The organism is Catenulispora subtropica (assembly GCF_039531675.1).
GTDB lineage: Bacteria > Actinomycetota > Actinomycetes > Streptomycetales > Catenulisporaceae > Catenulispora > Catenulispora subtropica.
In genome coordinates, this window is sequence record NZ_BAAAQM010000034.1 from 14,932 (window position 1) to 35,276 (window position 20,345).

Genomic DNA, 20,345 nt, shown 5'->3' on the forward strand with positions numbered 1-20,345 from the left:
GTCATCCCCTGACGTCCGCGGCGCGCTGTCCCGCGGCTCTCTCACACGCGCTCGCGGACCCGTCCCTCAGCGAAGTGCCGGTCCAGCATCCCGTTGATCTCCGGCCCGTTGTCCGCCAGGAAGAAGTGCCCGCCGGAGTACACCTGCAGCTCGAAGCCGCCGAGCGTGTGGCCGGCCCAGGCCCGGCACTCGTCCAGCGTCGTCTTCGGATCCCGGTCCCCGGTCAGCGCCGTGATCGGGGCGTCGATCGCGACGCCCGGCGCGCACCGGTACGACTCCGTGGCCAGGTAGTCGGCGCGCAGCGCGGGCAGCGCGGCCCGCATCATCTCCTCGTCGTTCAGGATGGCCGCCGCCGTGCCGTCGGTCGCCCGCAGCTCGTCGATGATGCCCTGATCGTCCCGCGTGTGGATGGTCTCGTCCCGATGCGTGGACGGCGCCCGCCGCCCGGACACGAAGACGTGCACCGGCCCGTGGCCGCCGGCCTCCAGCCGCCGGGTCACCTCGAACGCCAGCACGGCGCCCATGCTGTGGCCGAACAGCGTCAGCGGCAGCTCCGTCTGGCGCTCCAGGATCTCCGCGACCCGGTCCGCCAGCTCGTTCATGTCGCTGATCGGCGTCTCCTGCCGCCGGTCCTGCCGGCCGGGATACTGCACCGCGACGACGTCGACGGCCGGGTCCAGCGCCAGCGCGACCGGCCGGAAGTAGGGAGCCGACCCGCCGGCGTAGGGCAGGCACACCAGCCGCGCGGCCGGGTTCTGCGCGGGACGGTAGCGACGCAGCCAGGCGGCGTCGTCGGAAGAAGTCTGCGACATGCCGATCCCCCAAGAATCGTATATAAGGGCTCCCAGCGAGAGTAGGCACCGGCCCGAAACTGTTCAACTGCGCCGACTCGTCACTTGAACACCCCGCCAACAGGTCACGAGAATACCCCTCAGGGTGTTCAGAAGCACCGTTGCACACCATCGCGCCCCCGGCTACCTTCAATGGCGCTAGTGACCCGAACCCCAATGCCCTGAAAAACTCAGGGCGGTGAAGGAAATCGAGGGGAGACCACGTTGGGATACAACTTCTCTCTGGTGCTCAACCGGGAGATCACCGACAGCGAGTCCGAGACCCTGAAGCAGTCGGGTTGCTCGCAGGCAGCGTTCACCACCGACTCACTCCCGACCGACGCCAGCGTCCCGGTGACGAGACTGGACTTCGACGACACCCTGTCCCCCACCCTGGCCGCGGCCATCGAGGCGGCCCTGGAAGCCGTGAAGAAGGTCCCGGACATCACCGTCCCGGGCCTGACCGTCCCGGCCCAGCCGGCCGAACCCGTGCAGCAGGCAGAGCCCGTGGCCACCGCCGCGGGCGCGGAGTGACACCGCTCTCCCCATAACCGGCTCCGGCCGGCCGCACGGACCCGAAAAGCGTCCGCTCCCGTACACCCCCCGGCGGGACGGACGCTTTTCCCTGTCCGCAAAAAAGCCGGGGCCGCCATCATCCGAGAAGAGGTGCCCCGTGCTCGAAGAACTGACGCTTGAAGACCTCAAGCCGATTCCTGTAGAAAGACTCGCGGAACGCTTGAAGCCTCCTACATTCCCCACTCCGGCGCACGAACGCCGTCATCGCAAAGAACGCCTCACGGCAGCCCTCCGCCTTTTCGCCCGCTTCGGCTTCGAGGAAGGCGTGGCGGGCCACATAACGGCCCGCGACCCGGAGTTCCCCCACTGCTTCTGGGTCAACCCCTTCGGCGTCCCCTTCCGCCACACGAAGGTCAGCGACCTGCTCCTGGTCGACGAGGACGGCAACGTCCTGAAGGGCGACCACATCGTCAACAAAGCGGCCTTCGTGATCCACAGCTCGGTCCACAAGGCCCGCCCCGACGTCGTGGGAGCAGCCCACGCCCACAGCCTCTACGGCAAGGCTCTGTCGAGCACCGACCAGACCATCGAACCGCTGACCCAGGACGCCTGCGCCTTCTGGGAGGACCACGCGGTCTTCGAGGACTACACCGGCCTGGTGAACGACTTGGGCGAGGGTCGACGCATCGCCGAGAGGCTGGGAGACCGCAAGGCCGTGATCCTGCGGAACCACGGGCTGTTGACGGTGGGCGCGTCGGTCGAGGGCGCGGCGTGGTGGTTCATCACCATGGAGCGCACGGCGCAGGCGCAGTTGCTGGCGAAGGCTGCGGGGACGACGTACCCGATCAGCCCGGAGAACGCGAAGGCGACGTACGCGGAGCTGGGGCATGAGTACGCGGGGTACATCCAGTTCCAGCCGCTGTTCGAGGAGATCGCTCGGGACGAGCCGGATCTGTTCGATTAGGCGGCACCCTCGACCGGGGCCGGATCATCCACGACCCGACCCCGGCCTACCACGCCCTGCGCCGACCGATCGAGCTACTTGCGCTTGACGGTCCACGTGAACGTCGTCGAACCAGACGCCGTACCCGAGCTCGCCGTCACCGTCACCGTCGTGCTGCCGGCCGTGGTCGGCGTCCCGCTGATCAGACCCGACGAGCTGATCGCCAGACCGGCGGGCAGGCCGGTGGCCGAGTAGGTCAGGACCTTGCCGGCCGAGTCGGTCGCCGAGATCTGCAGGCCGGTGACCGGCTTGTTGCGGACGCTGGACTGGTTGCCCGGGTTGTTGACCGTGACGGTCTCGGACGCCTGCGGGGCGACCGTCCACGTGAACGTCGTCGAGCCCGAGGCGGTGCCCGAGGACGCCGTCACGGTGACCGTCGAGGTGCCGGTGGCCGTGGGCGTGCCGGTGATCAGGCCCGAGGAGCTGATGGCCAGGCCGGCGGGGAGGCCGGTCGCGGAGTAGGTCAGGGCCTTGCCGGACGAGTCGGTCGCCGAGATCTGCAGGCCGGGGACGGCCTGGTTCACGGTGGAGGTCTGGTCGCCCGGGTCGGTGACCGTGACGGTCTCGGCCTGTGTGCCCCAGACGTCGGTGATCGGCGTCGCCGTGGCGGCCGCGCCCGCGTAGGGTAGGCCGTACATGTCCTCGATGGTGCGCAGGACGTTGAAGTGGTTGATGTGCTCGCCGTAGCGGCCCGGCTTGACGCCGGCGCCGTAGAAGATCGTCGGGATCTGGTTGCTCATCGACGAATCGTCTTCATCCCAGGTCACGATGAGCAGGCTGTTGTTGGCCCGCGCCCACTGCGCGTAGGCGTCCAGGTGGCTCTGCAGCCAGGTGTCACCTTGGGCGATGGTGCCGTCGTGCATGTCGTCGTTGAGGTTCGGGATGACCCACGACACCGTCGGCAGCGAGGCGAAGTCCGCCGGCCAGCTGGTGAGCGGCAGGTTGTCGGCGGCCGGGATGTGGTTGGCCGAAGTGCTCGGCGCCAGCTGGAAGTTCACCCACGGGTCGTGCTTGCTGGCGTAGGCCCCGGAGGTGCACGTCGTCGAGCCGGCCGAGGGCAGGTCCTCGTTGTAGCTCAGGAAGGTGTCGCCGGCCGCGAGCAGCTGCGCGCCCTCGTTCGGCGCGTCGATCGCCACCGGGCACTTGTCGGTGGTGACGCCCTGGTTGGAGCCGGAGAAGATGTCGAGGTAGTTCGGCTCGGACGGGTGCTCGATCGCGAAGGACTGGGTGAACAGCGCGCCCCCGGCGGCCAGGGTGTTGTTGATGTACGGTGCGCTGGACGAGCCGATGATCTCGTTGTAGGAGTGGTTCTCCTCCATCACCACCACGACGTGGTTGTAGCGCGGCACGCCGTTGAGCGCGCTCGCGCCGCCGGCGGTGGCCACACTCACGCCGACGGCGGCCAGAGCGGTGCCGCAGAGCACGGCGAGGATCCGCCGGATCGAGGGCTTTCTGGGTGCTGACACGGGCTTCCCTTCGGTGGGGACCTCCGCCGGGTCGGGGCGCCCGGCGGCGTGGCGAGGGATGGCATGCTGGTGACAGCTAGCGACCGTATCAATACGATTCTGAACACTGCGGCGCCGCTCGGTGAACAGCTCCGGTCGGGTCGGTCCGTCACCCCGTCAGCCCGAGCTCCCGATCGATGAGGCTGAACATCTCGTCGTCGGTGGCGTCCTCGATCTCCTGGTTGCTCTGCGCGTTGGCGCTCCCACCGGTGCGCAGGTCCTGGAGGATGCCCTCCAGCCGCGTGATGAGTTTCAACGGGTTCTCCGCCGACCGGGCCGCGAGCAACGCCTCGAACCGGTCGAGCTCCTTCAGGAGCGCCGTACCGCTCATGTCGTCGGCGCCGTCCTCGCCGCCGACGGTCTCCGCGCGGAGGTACTCCGCCAGGTCGTCAGGCGTCGGGTAGTCGAAGATCATCGTCGCGGGAAGCGGCAGGCCGGTGGCCGCCGTGAGCCGGTTCCGCAGCTCGACCGCGGTCAGCGAGTCGAACCCGAGCTCCCGGAACGTCCGGTGGGTGTCGACGCTCTGCTGCCCGGCGATCCCCAGCACCAGGGCGATCTGCGTCCGGACGATCGCCCGCAGCGCCTCCTGCTGGTCCGCCTTCGACAGCAGCGCCAGACGCTCGGCCAGCCCCTGCTGGGCCAGCGCGGCGTTCTGCGAGGGCGCACGCCCCGGGCCGCGCCGGACCAGGTTGGCGAACAGCGGCAGCGGTTCGGCGCCCTTGCGCGACAGCCGCGCCAGATCCAACCGCGCGGCCACCAGCAGCGAGTCGTCGGCTTCGCGCGCGCGGTCCAGGAGCGCCAGCCCGTCGGCCCCGGACAGCGGCGCCAGGCCCTGCCGCGCCATCCGCTCCCGGTGAGCGCTGTCGAGCGTGTCGGCCATGCCTCCGGCGGCGCCGCTCTCCACGTGCCACGGGCCCCACGCCACCGACACGGCCGGCAGCCCGGCCCGCTGCCGGTGCGCCGCCAGGGCGTCCAGGAAGGTGTTCCCCGCCGCGTAGTTGGCCTGGCCCGCCGCCCCGAAGATCCCCGCCACGGACGAGAACATCACGAACGAGTCCAGGTCCATGTCCTGCGTCAGCTCGTGCAGATGCCACGCGCCGTCCAGCTTCGGCCGCAGCACCGCCTCCGTCCGCTCCGCGGTCAGCGACCCGAGGACCGAGTCGTCCAGGACGCCGGCCGTGTGCATGATCCCGCTCAGCCGGACTCCGCGCCGCTCCAGTGATCCGAGCATCTCCGCGACCTGCTCCCGGTCCGCGACGTCGCAGGCCACCAGTTCCACACTCGCGCCGTACGCCGCCAGATCGGCGGCCAACGCCGCGACGCCGCCGGCGTTCGCGCCGCGCCTCGACGCCAGGATCAGGCTCTCCGCATGCCCGCCGTCGACCAGGTGCCGGGCCACCAGTCCGCCCAGCGCCCCCGAGGCGCCGGTGACCAGCACGGCCCCCTTCTCCCGCAGCGCCGGCAGGGTCAGCACGACCTTGCCCACGTTCAGCCCCTGGCTCAGGAACCGGAAGGCGTCCACGGCGCGGCGGACGTCCCAGCAGGTCACCGGCAGCGGCTCCAGCACGCCCGAGGTGATCAGCGCGCTGATCCGCTCCAAGATGCGGCCGACGCGCTCGGTCTCGGACCCGGACAGCAGATCAGGGATCAGATACACGGCGTCCCCGACCTCCTCCCGCAGGTCCGTCTTCCCCAACTCGACGAACCGCCCGCCGGGGCGCAGCGCCCGCAGCGAGGCGTCGATCAGCTCACCGGTCAGCGAGTTGACCACGACGTCCACGCCGGAGAAGACATCCCCGAACTCCGCCGTCCGCGACGAGGCGATCTGGTCCCCCGGCACCCCGAGCCCTCGCACGGCGTCCCACTTCGCCGGACTGGCCGTCGCATAGACCTCAGCGCCGAGGTGCCGTGCCAGCTGCACCGCGGCTCCTCCGACACCACCCGCCGCCGCGTGCACCAGGACCGACTCGCCGGCCTCCACGCCCGCCAACTCCACCAGCGCGTGATAGGCCGTCACGAACGCCACCGGCACCGCCGCCGCCTGCGCGAACGTCCAGCCCTCCGGCATCGGGATCAGGGTCCTCGCATCGGCGACCGCCACGGGCCCGAAGGCCTCGCGGAACAGCCCCGCGACCGCGTCCCCGACCGCGAACCGCTCGGCGCCCGGCCCGACCTCGACGACGACGCCCGCGCCCTCGAGACCCAACGGCCCGGCGGGCCCCGGATACACGCCCAGCACCGTCAGCACGTCGCGGAAGTTGACCCCGGCCGCTCGCACCGCGATCCGCACCTGGCCGGCCGCCAGCGGTGCCTCGGCGCCGAGGCTCGGCACCAGTCGCAGAGCTTCAAGGGTCCCCTGTCCCTCATACCCGAGCCGCCAGTCCCCTTCGGGCACCTTCAAGCCACGCTCCGCCCGCACCAGCCGCGGCACGCGTATCTGTCCGGCCCGCACCGCGAACTCGGTCTCGCCGACGCTCAGGCCCGCGGCGATGGAAGGGCCGCTTCCGGCGACGTCGTCGACGTCCACCGCCGCGATCCGTCCGGGGTTCTCCGACGCCGCCACCCGCACCATGCCCCACACGCCCGCGACACCCGGCCGCACCGCGGCCTCGGCGCCGGCGTCCACCGCACGACGCGTCACCACGACCAACCGCGACGTCGTCAGTCCCTCGGCCGTCAGCCACGCCTGCAAGAGCGCCTGAACGCCGACGACGGCACCGCGTGCGGCGTCGGGGTCGGCGTCCGAGCCCTGATCCTCGGCGCAGACCACCACCGTCTTCGGTGCCGGCGCTCCTTCCGCGACGGCGGCGGTCAGCGCGTGGAGGTCCTCATACGCGGCCGCGGCCTCAAGCCCCAGCCCGGGATCGGCCCCGATGACGGCCCAGCCCTCGCCCACCGCTTCGGCGACCGCGACCGGCAGCGCCTGCCAGCTCACGCGGAACAGCGCCTCGCGCGCCAAGGCGGCACCGGCGTCGAAGACGTCCGACGGCAGATCCCCGACCGCCACCGCGCCCACCGACGCGATCAGCCCGCCGGTCGCATCGGCCAGGACGACCCGGTAGCCGTCGGCACCGGGGGTGACGCGGACCCGTGCGGTGACCGCGTCCACGGCATGGACCTGCACATCAGCCCACTCATACCCGGCCTGCGGACGCCCGCCGCCACCGTGATCCCCCACCAGCCCGACGACCTGCACCGCCGCGTCCAGCAGAGCCGGGTGCACGCCGAACCCCGCGCCGCCGACCCCGTCGGGCAACGTCACCTCGGCGAAGACCTCGCCGTCGCGCTCCCAGGCCGCTCGCACCCCCCGGAAGACTTCGCCGTACTCGAAGCCCGGCCGGTCGTAGAACCCCGTGACGTCGAGCGCCTCCGCATCCGGCGGCGGCCACTGCGTCAGCCCCGGATCGGCCACCGTCTCCGGCTCCGGCTCCAGAACCCCCACCACGTGCCGCACCCACGCCGCGCCCTCGATCTCGGGCCTGGCGAACAGCGCGACCTCACGTGCCCCGTCCTCGTCCGCGGCTCCGATCGCGACCTGGACCTTCACGCCGCCGCTGTCCGGCACCGCCAGGGGCGCCTCGACCGTCAGGGTGCCGACCCGCCCGCACCCGACCTCGTCCCCGGCCCGCATCGCCATCTCCACCAGCGCCGCGCTCGGCACCACCGCGACGCCGCCGACCGCGCAGTCCCGCAGCCAGCGCTGGGTCTGCAACGCCAGGCGGCCGGTCAGCAGCGTCCCGCCGGTCTCCGGCACGTCCAGCGCCGCGCCGAGCAGCCCGTGATCGGCTCCCGCCAGCCCCAGACCCAGCACGTCCCCGGCCCCGGCCGTCTTGCTCAGCCAGAAGTGCCGTCGTTGAAACGCATACGTCGGCAGCTCGACACGACTCGCATCGCAGCCCTCGTAGTACCTCGCCCAGTCGACGTCGCCGCCCCGCACCCACACCCCCGCCACGGCCGCGAGCAGCGCCTCGATCTCGGGTCGCCGGCGGCGCAGCACGGGCAGCCACGTCTCCCCAGCCGTCGGCGTCACCATCGGGGTCAGCGCCGCGTCGGGCCCGATCTCGACGAAGGTCTGTGCCCCGGCCTCCCTCAGCGCGGCGACCGCGTCGCCGAACCGCACCGCCTCGCGCACATGGCGGACCCAGTACCCGGCCTCGGTGACCTCGTCGCCGACCAGCGCGCCGGTCAGTCCGGACACCAGCCCGATCTTCGGTGCGTTCAGCTCGACGCCCGCCACGACGGCCTCGAACTCGGCCAGCATCGGATCCATCAGCGGCGAGTGGAACGCGTGCGAGACGCGCAGCCGCTTGCAGCGCACCCCGCGGTCGGTCAGCTCGGCGACAGCCCGCTCGACCCCGGCCTCGTCCCCTGACACGACCACGGACTCGGCGGCGTTCACCGCCGCGATCGCCACCTGCTCGCCGCACCGCGCCACGACCTCCGCGACCACGGCCTCCGACGCCGCGACCGCCGCCATCGCCCCGCCCCGCGGCAGCTGCTGCATCAGCCGCCCCCGGGCCGCCACGACCGCGCACGCGTCCGGCAGGGAGAAGACCCCCGCCACATACGCCGCCGCCAGCTCACCGATCGAGTGCCCCGCCAGGAGCTGCGGAACGACGCCCCACGACCCCAGCAACGCACACAACGCGACCTCGACCGCGAACAGCCCGGATTGAGCCCAGACCGTCTCGTTCACGACCTCGGCGTCAGCACCGTGGATCACCGACGCCACGGAGCCGGCGCCACCCAGGTGCTGGTCGAGCTCCGCGCACACCTCGTCGAGCTTCGCGGCGAACACCGGGTACTTCGCATACAGCTCCGCACCCATCCCCAGCCGCTGCGCACCCTGGCCCGAGAACACAAAGGCCGGCGCTCCAGCGGCATCGGCGGTGCCGGTCACGACGCCGACGGCGTCCTCGCCCGCCGCCAGGGCCGCCAGACCTTGGGCGTGCTCCCCCATGATCGCGGCACGGTGCTCGAAGGCTGCCCGCGTCGTCGCCGACGCCGCCCCGACCTCATCGGCCTCCAGCTCCGGATGCGCCGCCACGTACTTCAGCAGCCGCTCCGCCTGCGCCGTCAGCCCTGCCGCGGTCCTTCCTGAGACCAGCCACACCGGAACCGCAGAGCCCTGGGTTGCCGGCGAAGGCTCCTCCTGCGGCGCCTGCTCCACGATCACATGGCAGTTCGTCCCGCTGATCCCGAACGAGGACACCGCGGCCCGTCGCGGCCGCCCGGTCTCCGGCCACGCCACCGCCTCCGGCACCAGCCGCACCGTCCCCGCCGACCAGTCCACGTTCGTCGACGCCCGCTCCACGTGCAGCGTCGCGGGCACCACCCCGCGCCGCATGGCCTCGACCATCTTGATGATCCCCGCGACGCCCGCCGCGGCCAGCGTGTGCCCGATGTTCGACTTCACCGACCCCAGCAGCAGCGGCCGCTCCGGGTCCCGGTCGCGGCCGTACGTCGCGAGCAGCGCCTGCGCCTCGATCGGGTCGCCGAGCGCCGTGCCCGTCCCGTGGCCCTCGATCACGTCCACTTCCGCCGGCGACAGGCCCGCGTTCGTCAGCGCGGCGCGGATCACCCGCTGCTGCGACTGCCCGTTGGGCGCCGTCAGGCCGTTCGACGCGCCGTCCTGGTTGACCGCCGTCCCGCGCACGAGCGCCAGCACCTTGTGGCCGTTGCGCACCGCGTCCGACAGCCGCTCGACCACCAGCACGCCGACGCCCTCGCCCCAGCCGGTGCCGTCCGCGGCGTCCGAGTACGCCTTGCAGCGGCCGTCGTGCGCCAGGCCGCCCTGGCGTGAGAACTCCGTGTACATCATCGGCGTCGAGTGCACGGTGACGCCGCCCACCAGCGCCAGCGACGACTCCCCCGACCGCACCGAGTTCGCCGCCAGGTGCAGCGCCACCAGCGACGACGAGCACGCGGTGTCCAGCGTCACCGCGGGGCCCTGCAACCCCAGCGTGAACGAGACCCGGCCGGCGTACACGCTCACCGCGACGCCGGTCATCAGGAAGCCCTCGAGCGACTCGCCGCTCTCCTGCTTCCCGACGTTCAGGTCCCCCGGCGTCCCGCTGCCGTAACCCAGCGCGAACCCACCGGTGAACACCCCGGTCTGCGAGCCGCGCAGCGTGGTCGGGTCGATGCCGGCCCGCTCCAGCGCCTCCCAGGTCGCCTCCATCAGCAGCCGCTGCTGCGGGTCCATCGCCATCGCCTCGCGCGGGCTGATCCCGAAGAACTCCGGGTCGAAGTCGCCCGCGTCGTACAGCCACCCGCCGACGTCCGCGTAGGACGTCCCGGGATGCTCCGGATCCGGGTCGAACAGGTTGTCCAGGTCCCATCCGCGGTTCCCGGGGAACTCCGCTATCGCGTCGCGCCCCTCGGCGACCAGGTCCCAGAACGTCTCGGGGCTGTCCACTCCGCCGGGGAACCGGCAGCTCATGCCGATGATCGCGATGGGCTCCTGCTGCCGCTCCTCCAGGTCCCGCAGGCGCTCCCGGGTCTGGGCCAGATCGGTGGTGACCCGCTTCAGATAGTCGCGAAGCTTGTCCTCGTTCGCCATCGATCCACTCCTCTTCCCCTGCGTCGCGGGACCTGGTTCTGCGCCGTGCCGGGCCCGGCTCAGATGCCGAGCTGGTTGTCGATGAAGTCGAAGATGTCGTCGTCGTCCGCGTCCTGGATCTGGTCGGCGACCGAGGCGCCGGCCCCCTCCTCGCCGGCGCCGAGCGCGGTCAGGATGCCGCGCAGCCGCGTCTCCAGCCGCCCGCGGGCCGACGTGTCGGTGACGATCTTCGCGAGGAACGACTCGACCTTCTCCAGTCCGGAGAACGCCGACACCAGCGGGGCGTCGTCGTCGGCCGGGGCGCCGCCGCCCAGTTCGGCCGCGATGTGCTCGGCCAGGGCGTCCGGGGTCGGGAAGTCGAAGATCATGGTGGCCGGGAGCGCCAGGCCGGTGGCCGCGGTGAGGCGGTTGCGCAGCTCGACCGCGGTGAGCGAGTCGAAGCCGAGGTCGCGGAAGGACCGGTGGGTCTGGATCGCCTGGGCGTTGCCGATGCCCAGGACCAGCGCGGTCTGCGTGCGCAGGATCTGCAGCAGCGCCTCGTGCCGCTCCTCCGGCGCGAGCGTCGCGAGCCGCTCGGCCAGCCCCTGCTGGGCCTGCGCCCCGCCGCGCCCGGCGGCCCGCCGCGCTCCGGCGCCACCGCCCCGGCGCACCAGCTGCGAGAGCATCGGGATCGGGTCGGTCCCCTGGCGCGCGAGCCGGGCCAGGTCCATCTTCGCCGCGACCAGCAACGCGTCCGAGGCTCCCGCCGCGACGTCCAGCAGCGTGAGCCCGTCCGGCCCGGACAGCGGCGCCAGCCCCTGCCGCGCCATCCGGTCCCAGTGCCCGCTGTCCAGCGTCCCGGCCATGCCGCCGGCGGCCGTGTCCTCCAGCTTCCACGGCCCCCACGCCATCGACACCGCCGGCAGGCCACTGCGACGCCGGAAGCCGGCCAGGGCGTCCATGAACGTGTTCCCGGCCGCGTAGTTGCCCTGGCCGGCGGATCCGATGACGCCGGCGACCGACGAGAACAGCACGAACAGGTCCAGGTCCAGATCGCGCGTCACCTCGTGCAGGTGCCACGCGCCGTCCAGCTTGGGCCGCAGCACCGCCTCGGTCCGCTCCGGCGTCAGCGAGCCGAACACCGCGTCGTCCAGCACACCCGCGGTGTGCACGACCCCGCGCACGAGCGTCCCGGTCTGCTTGAGCTTCGTGAACATCCCGCCCAGCTGCTTGGCGGAGGCGACGTCGCACGCCGCCACCCGGACGTCCGTCCCCAGCTCGGCGAGCTCGGCGGCCAGCGCCGCGGCGCCCTCGGCGTCCGCACCGCGCCGGGAGGCCAGGATCAGCTCCCCGGCCTGTCCGGTCGCCGCCAGGTGCCGCGCGACCAGGGCGCCCAGGGCACCCGAGGCCCCGGTGACCAGCACCGGGCCGGGTGTGCGCACCGCCGCGGGCAGCGTCAGCACGACCTTGCCGATGTTGAAGCCCTGGCTCAGGAACCGGAACGCCTCGGCGGCACGCCGCACGTCCCAGCACGCGACCGGCGGCGCGTGGAGCACGCCGGACCGGAACAGCGGGTCGAGTTCGGCCAGGATGGCGCCGATCTTCTCCGTGCCCTCCTCCAACAAGTCGAAGGCCTGATACGAGACGCCGTACTCGCCGGTGACGGTCCCGGGCTCGCGCAGGTCCGTCTTGCCCATCTCGACGAACCGCCCGCCCCGGTGCATCAGCCGCAGCGAGGCGTCGATGAACTCACCGGTCAGCGAGTTCAGGACCACGTCGATGCCGCGGCCGCCGGTCAGGTCGGCGAACTTCTCCTCGAAGTCGAGCGTCCGCGAGGACGCGATGTGCTCGGGCGTCACGCCGAGGTCCTGCACCACCGGCCACTTCGACGGGCTCGCGGTGCCGTAGACGTCGGCGCCGAGGTGCCGGGCCAGTTGCACCGCCGCGCTCCCGACGCCGCCGGCCGCGGCGTGGATCAGCACCGACTCGCCGCGGCTCAGACCGGCCAGCTCGACCAGCGCGTAGTGCGCGGTGGCGAACGCCACCGGGGCTCCGGCCGCCTGCGCGAACGTCCAGCCGTCCGGGACTGGAATCAGGGCCCTGGTGTCGGCGGCGATCACCGGCGAGAACCCGCCGGTGAACAGGCCCATCACGCGGTCGCCGACACGGAACTTGCTGACCCCCGGCCCGACTTCCAGCACCACGCCCGCGCCTTCCAGACCAAGCGGTCCGGGCGGCCCGGGGTAGACGCCGAGCACGGTGAGCACGTCCCTGAAGTTCACCCCGGTGGCGCGCAGCCCGACCCGGACCTGTCCGGCTTCCAGCTCGACCGTGGCGCCGTCGGCGGGGACCAGTCGCAGACACTCCAGCGTGCCCTGGCCCTCGTAGCCGAGAGCCCAGCCGCCCGGCGCGACGCCCTCGGGCACCGTCAGGCCTCTGTCGGCGCGCACCATGCGCGGCACCCGGATCTGCCCGCCCCGCACCGCGAACTCGGCCTCGCCGACCGCCAGTCCGGCGGCCAGCGCGGGCCCGCTGCCCGCGACGTCGTCCACATCGGCGGCGAAGACCCGGCCCGGGTTCTCCGACGCGGCGACGCGGATCAGGCCCCAGACACCGGCCGTCCCCGGCCGCACCGCGGCCTCGGCCCCGGCGTCCACCGCGCGGTGCGTCACGACCACCAGCCGCGACGCCGTCAGCCCGTCGGCCTTCAGCCACGCCTGCACCAGGGTCTGCGTGCCGACGACCACGCCCCGGGCCAGCCCGGCGGCGTCGTGGTAGTCGCCGCCGCCGCTCGGGGCGGTGGCCGCGAAACCCTTCACCGCCCCGGCGAAGCTGCCGGCCACGCTGCCCACAACCTTGTCGGCCACTTTGCCCGCGACGGACTGGATCCCGGCGCCCTTCGCGACGCCGGTCAGGGCCCCGCTGACCGCGCCGAGCACGCCGCCCTTGATGTTCGTCGCGGGCTTGTCCGGCTTCGGCGGCGCCTGACAGAACGCGACGACGGTATGCGGCACCGGAGCGCCGTCGGCGAGCGCCGCGGTCAGCGCGTCCAGGTCCGCGTAGTGCGCGGCCCGCGGCAGGTCCAGTCCGCGGTCGGGCCCGAGGATCGCCCAGCCCGTGCCGTCGGTCTCGGCGTCGTCCGCCTCCTCTACCGCCGGGGCGGGCTGCCAGCTGACGCGGAACAGGGCTTCGCGGGCCAGGGCGGCTCCGGCATCGAAGGTGTCCGAGGGCAGTTCGCGCATCGTCAGCGAGCCCACGGAGACGATCAGTCCTCCGGTGGCGTCGGCGAGGTCGACGCGGACTCCGGCCGGGCCCGGGGCGATGCGCACCCGGGCCGCGGTGGCGTCGACGGCGTGGACCTGGACGTCGGCCCACGCGAAGGGCACCTGCGGCGTTCCGCCGAAGCCGTCGCCGGCCAGCGAGATGGTCTGCAGGGCGGCGTCGAGCAGCGCCGGGTGCACGCCGAATCCGGTGGCGGTGGCGCCGTCGGGCAGGGCGACCTCGGCGAAGACGTCCTCGTCGCGCTTCCACGCGGCCCGCACGCCCTGGAACACCGGTCCGTAGCAGAGCCCTGCTTGGGCCAGCGTGCTGTAGAACTCCTCGAGGTCGACCGGCTGGGCGTTGGACGGCGGCCACTGTGTCAGGCCGGGGTCGTCGACGGGTTCGGACTCGGAGGCGAGGACGCCGGAGGCGTGGCGGATCCAGGGTTCGTCGACGCCGTCGCCTTCGACGCGCGCGTAGAGGCCGACTTCGCGGGCTCCGGAGTCGTCGGCGGCACCGACCGAGACCTGCACCCGCACGCCGCCGGTCTCCGGGATCACCAGCGGAGCCTCGATCACCAGTTCGCCCAGGCGTCCGCAGCCGACTTCGTCGCCGGCCCGGATCGCCATCTCCACCAGCGCGGTGCCCGGGACGATCACCGCTCCGGCCACGGCGTGGTCGACGAGCCACGGATGCGACTGGCGGGTGAGGCGGCCGGTGAGCACGATCCCGCCGCTTTCGGGCAGCTCCACGGCCGCGCCGAGCAGACCGTGCTCGGCCCCTGCGACGCCGAGGCCCGCGATGTCGCCGGTGCCGCCGGCCCGGGCCATCCAGAACCGCTTGCGGTCGAAGGCGTAGGTGGGCAGGTCGACGCGGCGCGCGCCGCTGCCGGCGTAGAAGCGGGACCAGTCGACGCCCGCGCCGCGGACCCACAGTCCGGCCAGCGCCGCGGTGAGCGTCTCGGCCTCGTCCCGCTGGCGCCGCAGCACCGGCAGCCATGCTTCGCCGGGGGCGGCGGTGACCATCGGGGTGAGCGCGGCGTCGGGTCCGATCTCGACGAAGGTGCGGACGCCGGCGGTGCGCAGCGAGGCGACGGCGTCGCCGAAGCGCACGGCTTCTCGGACGTGCCGGATCCAGTAGGCGGGGTCGGTGACCTCGGCGGTGACGGGCTGTCCGGTGAGGCCGGACACCAGCGCCACCTTCGGCTCCTGGTACTCCAGACTCCTGGCGACCCGGCCGAACTCGGCGAGCATCGGCTCCATCAGCGGGGAGTGGAAGGCGTGCGAGACGCGGAGCCGCTTGCAGCGCACGCCCTCGGCGGAGAGCCGGTCGACGGCGGCGTCGACCTGGTCCTCGGCCCCGGAGACGACGACCGAGGCGGCGGCGTTGACCGCGGCGATCGCGACCAGGGGGGCACCGTCCGCACCGGCGCCGCAGTCGGCAAGGATCGCAGCGACCTGATCCTCGGTGGCCGTCATGGCGACCATGGCGCCGCCGCGGGGCAGGGCCTGCATCAGCCGGCCGCGGGCGGCGACCAGAGCGCAGGCGTCGGGCAGCGACCAGACGCCGGCGACGTGGGCGGCGGCGAGCTCGCCGATGGAGTGCCCGGCGACGAGTTGCGGGGTGACGCCCCAGGAGGCGAGCAGTTCGCACAGGGACACTTCGACGGCGAACAGGCCGCACTGGGCCCACACGGTCTCGTTGACGAGGTCGGCGTCGGTGCCGTGGAAGACCCTGGAGACCGAGCGCACGCCGTCCGCGGGCTCGGCGCCGGGCAGTTCGACGCCTTCCAGGTGCTTGTCGAGTTCGGCGCAGACCTTGTCGAAGGCGTGGGCGAAGACAGGGTGCTGAGCATAGAGTTCGGCGCCCATGCCGAGCCGCTGCGCGCCCTGGCCGGAGAACACGAATCCCAGGGCTCCGAGCGTGCCGGTGACACCCGTGACGACGCCGGTGGCCTCCTGGCCGGTGGCCACGGCGGCGAGCCCGGCTGCCAGCTCTTCCCGGCCGGTGCCGGTGACCACGGCCCGCTGTTCCAGAGCGGACCGGGTGGAGGCCAGCGACCAGCCGATGTCGGCCGGCGTGTGCTCGGGATGTCCGAGGACGAATTCGCGCAGACGGCCGGCCTGGGACGGCAGGCCCTCGGAGCCGCGTCCGGAGATCGGCCAGGCCGCCAGGCGGGTGCCGTCGGGCTCGGGGTTCCCGGTCCCGGCGTTCGCGGCGAGGTTCCGGTCGACGTCCAGATCGGCGGACAGCCCGCCCGGCACTCCCGCCAGGTCCGGCGCGGCACCCACGTTCGCGTCGGTGCGGTCCTCCTCAGGGGCCTGTTCCAGGATGACGTGGGAGTTGGTGCCGCTGATGCCGAAGGAGGAGATGCCGAAGCGGCGCGGGCGGCCCTCGTCCGGCCAGGGTTCGGCGGCGGTGACCAGCCGCACGGTGCCGGCCGACCAGTCGACCTTCGGGTTCGGGGTGGTGACGTGCAGCGTCTGGGGCACCACGCCGTGCCGCATGGCCTCGACCATCTTGATGATGCCGGCGACGCCGGCGGCGGCCATGGCGTGGCCGATGTTGGACTTGATCGAGCCGAGCAGCAGCGGGTGCGCGGCGTCGCGGGCCCGGCCGTAGGTGGCGATCAGCGCCTGGGCCTCGATCGGGTCGCCGAGCGGGGTGCCGGTGCCGTGACCCTCGACGACCTCGACGTCGGCGGCGGTCAGGGCGGCGTTGGCGAGGGCGGCGCGGATCACCTGCTGCTGGGAGACGCCGCTGGGGGCGGTGAGGCCGTTGGACGCGCCGTCCTGGTTGACCGCGCTGCCGCGGACGAGGGCCAGGACGCGGTGGCCGTTGCGGCGCGCGTCGGACAGGCGCTCCACGACCAGCACGCCGACCCCCTCGGCGAGGCCGACGCCGTCGGCGCTCTCGGAGTAGGCCTTGGACTCGCCGTCCGGCGCCAGGCCGCGCTGGGCGGCGAACCAGGCCAGCCAGCCGGCGGTGGCGTGCACGGTGGCGCCGCCGACGAGCGCGAGGTCGGTCTCGCCGGAGCGCAGCGACTGGCAGGCCAGGTGCAGGGCCACGAGCGAGGACGAGCAGGCGGTGTCCATGGTGACGGCCGGGCCCATCAGGCCGAGGTTGTAGGAGACGCGGCCGGAGGCGACGGAGGTCGCGGTGCCGGTCAGCATGTAGGTCTCGGCGGAGTCCTTCTCGACCGTGCCGGGCAGTCCGCCGCCGTACTCGGAGGCGAAGGTGCCGGTGAAGACGCCGGTCTGGGTGCCCCGCAGGCTCACCGGGTCGATGCCGGCCCGCTCCAGCGCTTCCCAGCTGCCCTCCATCAGCAACCGTTGTTGCGGCTCCATGGTGAGGGCCTCGCGCGGGCTGATGCCGAAGAACTCGGCGTCGAACTCGTCGGCGTCGGCGACGAAGCCGCCGCGCTGGACCGGGGTGGCGCCGCCGGAGCCGTCGGCGTCCAGCATCGTCACCTGGTCCACGCCCCAGGCCCGGTCGGCCGGGAACTCGCTGATGGCACAGGTGCCCTCGGCGACCAGGTGCCACAGGTCCTCGGGGCTCTCGACCCCGCCGGGCAGGCGGCAGCTCATGCCGATCACCGCGATCGGATCGTCGGCGGTGCTCGCGCCGACGGCTCCGGCGGCGCCGCCGAGGTCGGCGTCGCCGCCGCCCAGCGCCTCGGCTCGGAGGAAGCGGGCCAGCGCGACAGGGGTCGAATAATCGAACACGACGGTGGTCGGCAGGGTCAGACCGGTGGCCGCGTTGACGCGGTTGCGCAGGTCGACGGCGGTGACCGAGTCCAGGCCGAGCTGTTTGAAGGTGAGCGTCGGGTCGACGGCGTGCGGCGAGGCGTGGCCGAGGATCGCGGCGGCGTGCGTACGGACCAGGTCCAGCGTCAGCTGCTCTTGTTCGAGCTCTGACAGGCCGGACAGCTGACGGTGCAGCAGGGTGGTCTCGACGGGCTCCGGGACGTGGGTGGCGGTCGTGGCCGTGCCGGGCGCCGAGTCGTCGGTGAGCCAGAACCGCTGACGCTGGAAGGCGTAGGTGGGCAGCTCGACGCGGCGGCCCGGGCGCAGGAGCGCGGGCCAGTCGACGGCGACGCCGTGGACGTGGGCCTCGGCCAGGGAGGCGAGCAGCCGTTCCGGGCCGCCCTCGTCGCGGCGCAGGGTGCCGATGACCGCGAACGGCCCGGATTCGAGCGTGTCGGTGACGGCGGTGGCGAGGACGGGGTGGGCGGAGACCTCGATGAAGGTGTCGTGTCCGGAGTCGGCCAGCACGCGGACGGCGCGGACGAACTCGACCGGGGAGCGCAGCGAGGCGTACCAGTACCCGGCGTCCATCTCGGGGCCCTCAAGCCACTCGCCGCTCATGGCCGAGACCAGCGGTATGGCGGCGGCGCGCGGCGTGATGCCGGCGAGCGCGGTCCGGATCTCGTCCTCGATGGCGTCGACGTGCGCACTGTGCGAGGCGTAGTCGACGGGGACCATGCGAGCACGGACTTCGTCGGCGTCGCAGAGCTCTTGGAGGGCTCGCAGCGCTTCCGGCTCACCGGCGACGACCGTCGCTGCGGGGCCGTTGACGGCGGCGACGGACATCCCCTCGAACGCGGTCAGCCGCTCGCGCACCCGATCGGCGGGCTCGGCGATGGAGAGCATGCCGCCGGCGCCCGCCAGGGCCCGCAGGGCCTTCGAGCGCAGTGCGACGACGCGGGCGCCGTCCTCAAGGGTGAGGACGCCGGCGACGGTGGCGGCGGCGATCTCGCCCTGCGAGTGGCCGACCACGGAGGCGGGCTCGACGCCCGCGGCCCGCCAGACCTCGGCCAGCGAGACCGCCACCGCCCACAGCAGCGGCTGGACGATGTCAGCAGCCTGCGGCGGCTCGGCCAGGGCCGCCTGGAGGGAGAAGTCGATGTGCGGCGCGAGCGCGGCCTCGCACTCGGCGAAGCGGGCGGCGAAGACCGGGGAGGCGGCGAGCAGTTCGCGGCCCATGCCGGCCCACTGGCTGCCCTGGCCGGGGAAGACGAAGGCCACCTTGCGCGTGCCGGGCGCCGCGGAACCGGAGACCACGGCCGGGTGCGGCTGACCGGCGGCCAGAGCCTCCAGGCCCTCGGGCGCGAAGACGACAGCGCGGTGCTCGAGCGCCGAGCGGGTGGTCGCGAGGGACCAGGCGACATCGGTCGCGTCGAGGTTCGAGCGTTGGGCGACCCACTCGCTGAGCCGGGTGGCCTGACCGGCGAGCCCTTCAGCCGTACGGCCGGAGACCAGCCAAGCAGCGGCCCCCGGCTCCGTGACGCCGTGGTGGGTGTGCTCATCGTTCACCGCCGGCCAGCTGGCCCCGAGCGGAATCCGCTTCCGGCCGGTGGATCCGGCGGCGGGCTCCTCGATCGCCGGAGGCGCCTGCTCCAGGATCACGTGCGCGTTGGTCCCGCTGATCCCGAACCCGGACACCGCGGCCCGGCGCGGCCGGTCGCCGGCCGGCCAGCGCCGCTGCTCGGTCAGCAGCGTCAGCGCCTCGTCGATCCCGGTGTGCGGCGTCGTGATGTTCAGCGTCTTCGGGGCGACGCCGTAGCGCAGCGCCATGACCATCTTGATCACGCCGGCCACGCCCGCCGCGGCCAGGGTGTGCCCGATGTTCGCCTTCATCGAGCCGACCAGCAGCGGGCGGTCGCGGTCGCGGTCGCCGTAGACGGCGGCCAGGGCCTCGGCCTCGACCGCGTCGCCGAGCGGGGTGCCGGTGCCGTGGGCCTCGACCACGTCCACGTCGGCGGCGGTCAGGCCGGCGTCGGCGAGCGCCGCGCGGATCACCGCGCTCTGCGCTCGCGGGCTCGGCGCGGTGAGGCCGTCGCTGGCGCCGTCGTTGTTCACGGCGACGCCGGAGAGCAGAGCCAGGACGCGGTGCCCGTTCGCGACCGCGTCCGGGAGCCGCTCCAGCACCAGCAGGCCGACGCCCTCGGACCACACGGTGCCGTCGGCGTCGGCGGAGAAGGGCTTGCAGCGGCCGTCGGGGGCCAGGCCGCGCAGCCGGCTGAAGGCCACGAACGCCCCGGGCGTCGCCATCGCCGACACGCCGCCGGCCAGGGCCAGCGAGCACTCGCCGCGGCGCAGGGACTCGGCGGCCAGGTGCAGGGCCACGAGCGAGGAGGACGCCGCGGTGTCGACGGTCAGGGCCGGGCCCTCCAGGCCCAGGGCGTAGGCGACGCGGCCGGACATGACGCTGCTGGTGGTGCCGGTGAACAAGTACCCTGACAGCCCGGCCGGGGCGGTGTGCAGGCGGGGGCCGTAGTCCTTGGGCTCGGCGCCGACGAAGACGCCGGTGCGGGTGCCGCGCAGCGCCGCCGGGTCGACGGCGGCCCGCTCCAGCGCCTCCCACGCGGTCTCCAGGACCAGGCGCTGCTGCGGGTCCATTGCCAGGGCCTCGCGCGGGGAGACGCCGAAGAACGCCGCGTCGAAGTCGGCCAGGCCGGGCAGGAAGCCGCCGCGGCGCGCGTAGGTCGTGCCCGGCGCCTCCGGGTCCGGGCCGGCCAGCGCGTCCAGGTCCCACCCGCGGTCGGCCGGGAACCCGGAGAGCACCTCGCGCTCGTCCGCCACGACCCGCCACAGGTCCTCCGGCGAGCCCACGCCGCCCGGGTAGCGGCAACCCATGCCCACGATCGCCAGCGGCTCGGCGGTGGGGAACGTTCCGGACGCGCTCAT

General features: G+C 73.4%; 5 protein-coding genes and 3 pseudogenes. 2 read left to right on the forward strand and 6 right to left on the reverse strand.

Going from position 1 to position 20,345, the window contains the following annotated elements; translation table 11 throughout:
* Positions 1-41 precede the first annotated feature (41 nt).
* On the reverse strand, positions 42-812 hold the full coding sequence (locus ABD466_RS26605) for a thioesterase II family protein (protein WP_344659911.1): 771 nt from the start codon (positions 810-812) through the stop codon (positions 42-44).
* A gap of 243 nt (positions 813-1,055) precedes the next feature.
* Between ABD466_RS26605 and ABD466_RS26610 the strand changes: the two genes are divergently transcribed.
* Positions 1,056-1,364: a hypothetical protein gene (locus tag ABD466_RS26610; protein WP_344659912.1), complete on the forward strand. Its 309-nt coding sequence runs from the start codon at positions 1,056-1,058 to the stop codon at positions 1,362-1,364.
* A 151-nt stretch (positions 1,365-1,515) separates the two neighbouring features.
* Positions 1,516-2,310, forward strand: a complete 795-nt coding sequence (locus ABD466_RS26615; protein ID WP_344659925.1) for a class II aldolase/adducin family protein — start codon at positions 1,516-1,518, stop codon at positions 2,308-2,310.
* 74 nt (positions 2,311-2,384) lie between these two features.
* On the opposite strand, the gene ABD466_RS26620 is transcribed toward ABD466_RS26615, so the two are convergent.
* The 5 genes and pseudogenes from ABD466_RS26620 to ABD466_RS44475 form a co-directional block, all read right to left on the reverse strand.
* A complete protein-coding gene (locus ABD466_RS26620) occupies positions 2,385-2,942 on the reverse strand; it encodes a putative Ig domain-containing protein (RefSeq protein ID WP_344659926.1) in 558 nt (185 codons plus the stop codon).
* Positions 2,925-3,815 (reverse strand): annotated as a pseudogene (locus tag ABD466_RS26625) (alkaline phosphatase family protein); the annotation flags it as partial. The pseudogene ABD466_RS26625 and the gene ABD466_RS26620, both read right to left, overlap by 18 nt.
* 148 nt (positions 3,816-3,963) lie before the next feature.
* Positions 3,964-10,398: pseudogene (locus ABD466_RS26630) on the reverse strand (SDR family NAD(P)-dependent oxidoreductase); the annotation flags it as partial.
* Between the two features lie 77 nt (positions 10,399-10,475).
* A complete protein-coding gene (locus tag ABD466_RS44470; RefSeq protein ID WP_425558746.1) occupies positions 10,476-15,947 on the reverse strand; it encodes an SDR family NAD(P)-dependent oxidoreductase in 5,472 nt (1,823 codons plus the stop codon).
* Positions 15,921-20,300 (reverse strand): annotated as a pseudogene (locus ABD466_RS44475) (beta-ketoacyl synthase N-terminal-like domain-containing protein); the annotation flags it as partial. The pseudogene ABD466_RS44475 and the gene ABD466_RS44470, both read right to left, overlap by 27 nt.
* Positions 20,301-20,345 lie beyond the last annotated feature (45 nt).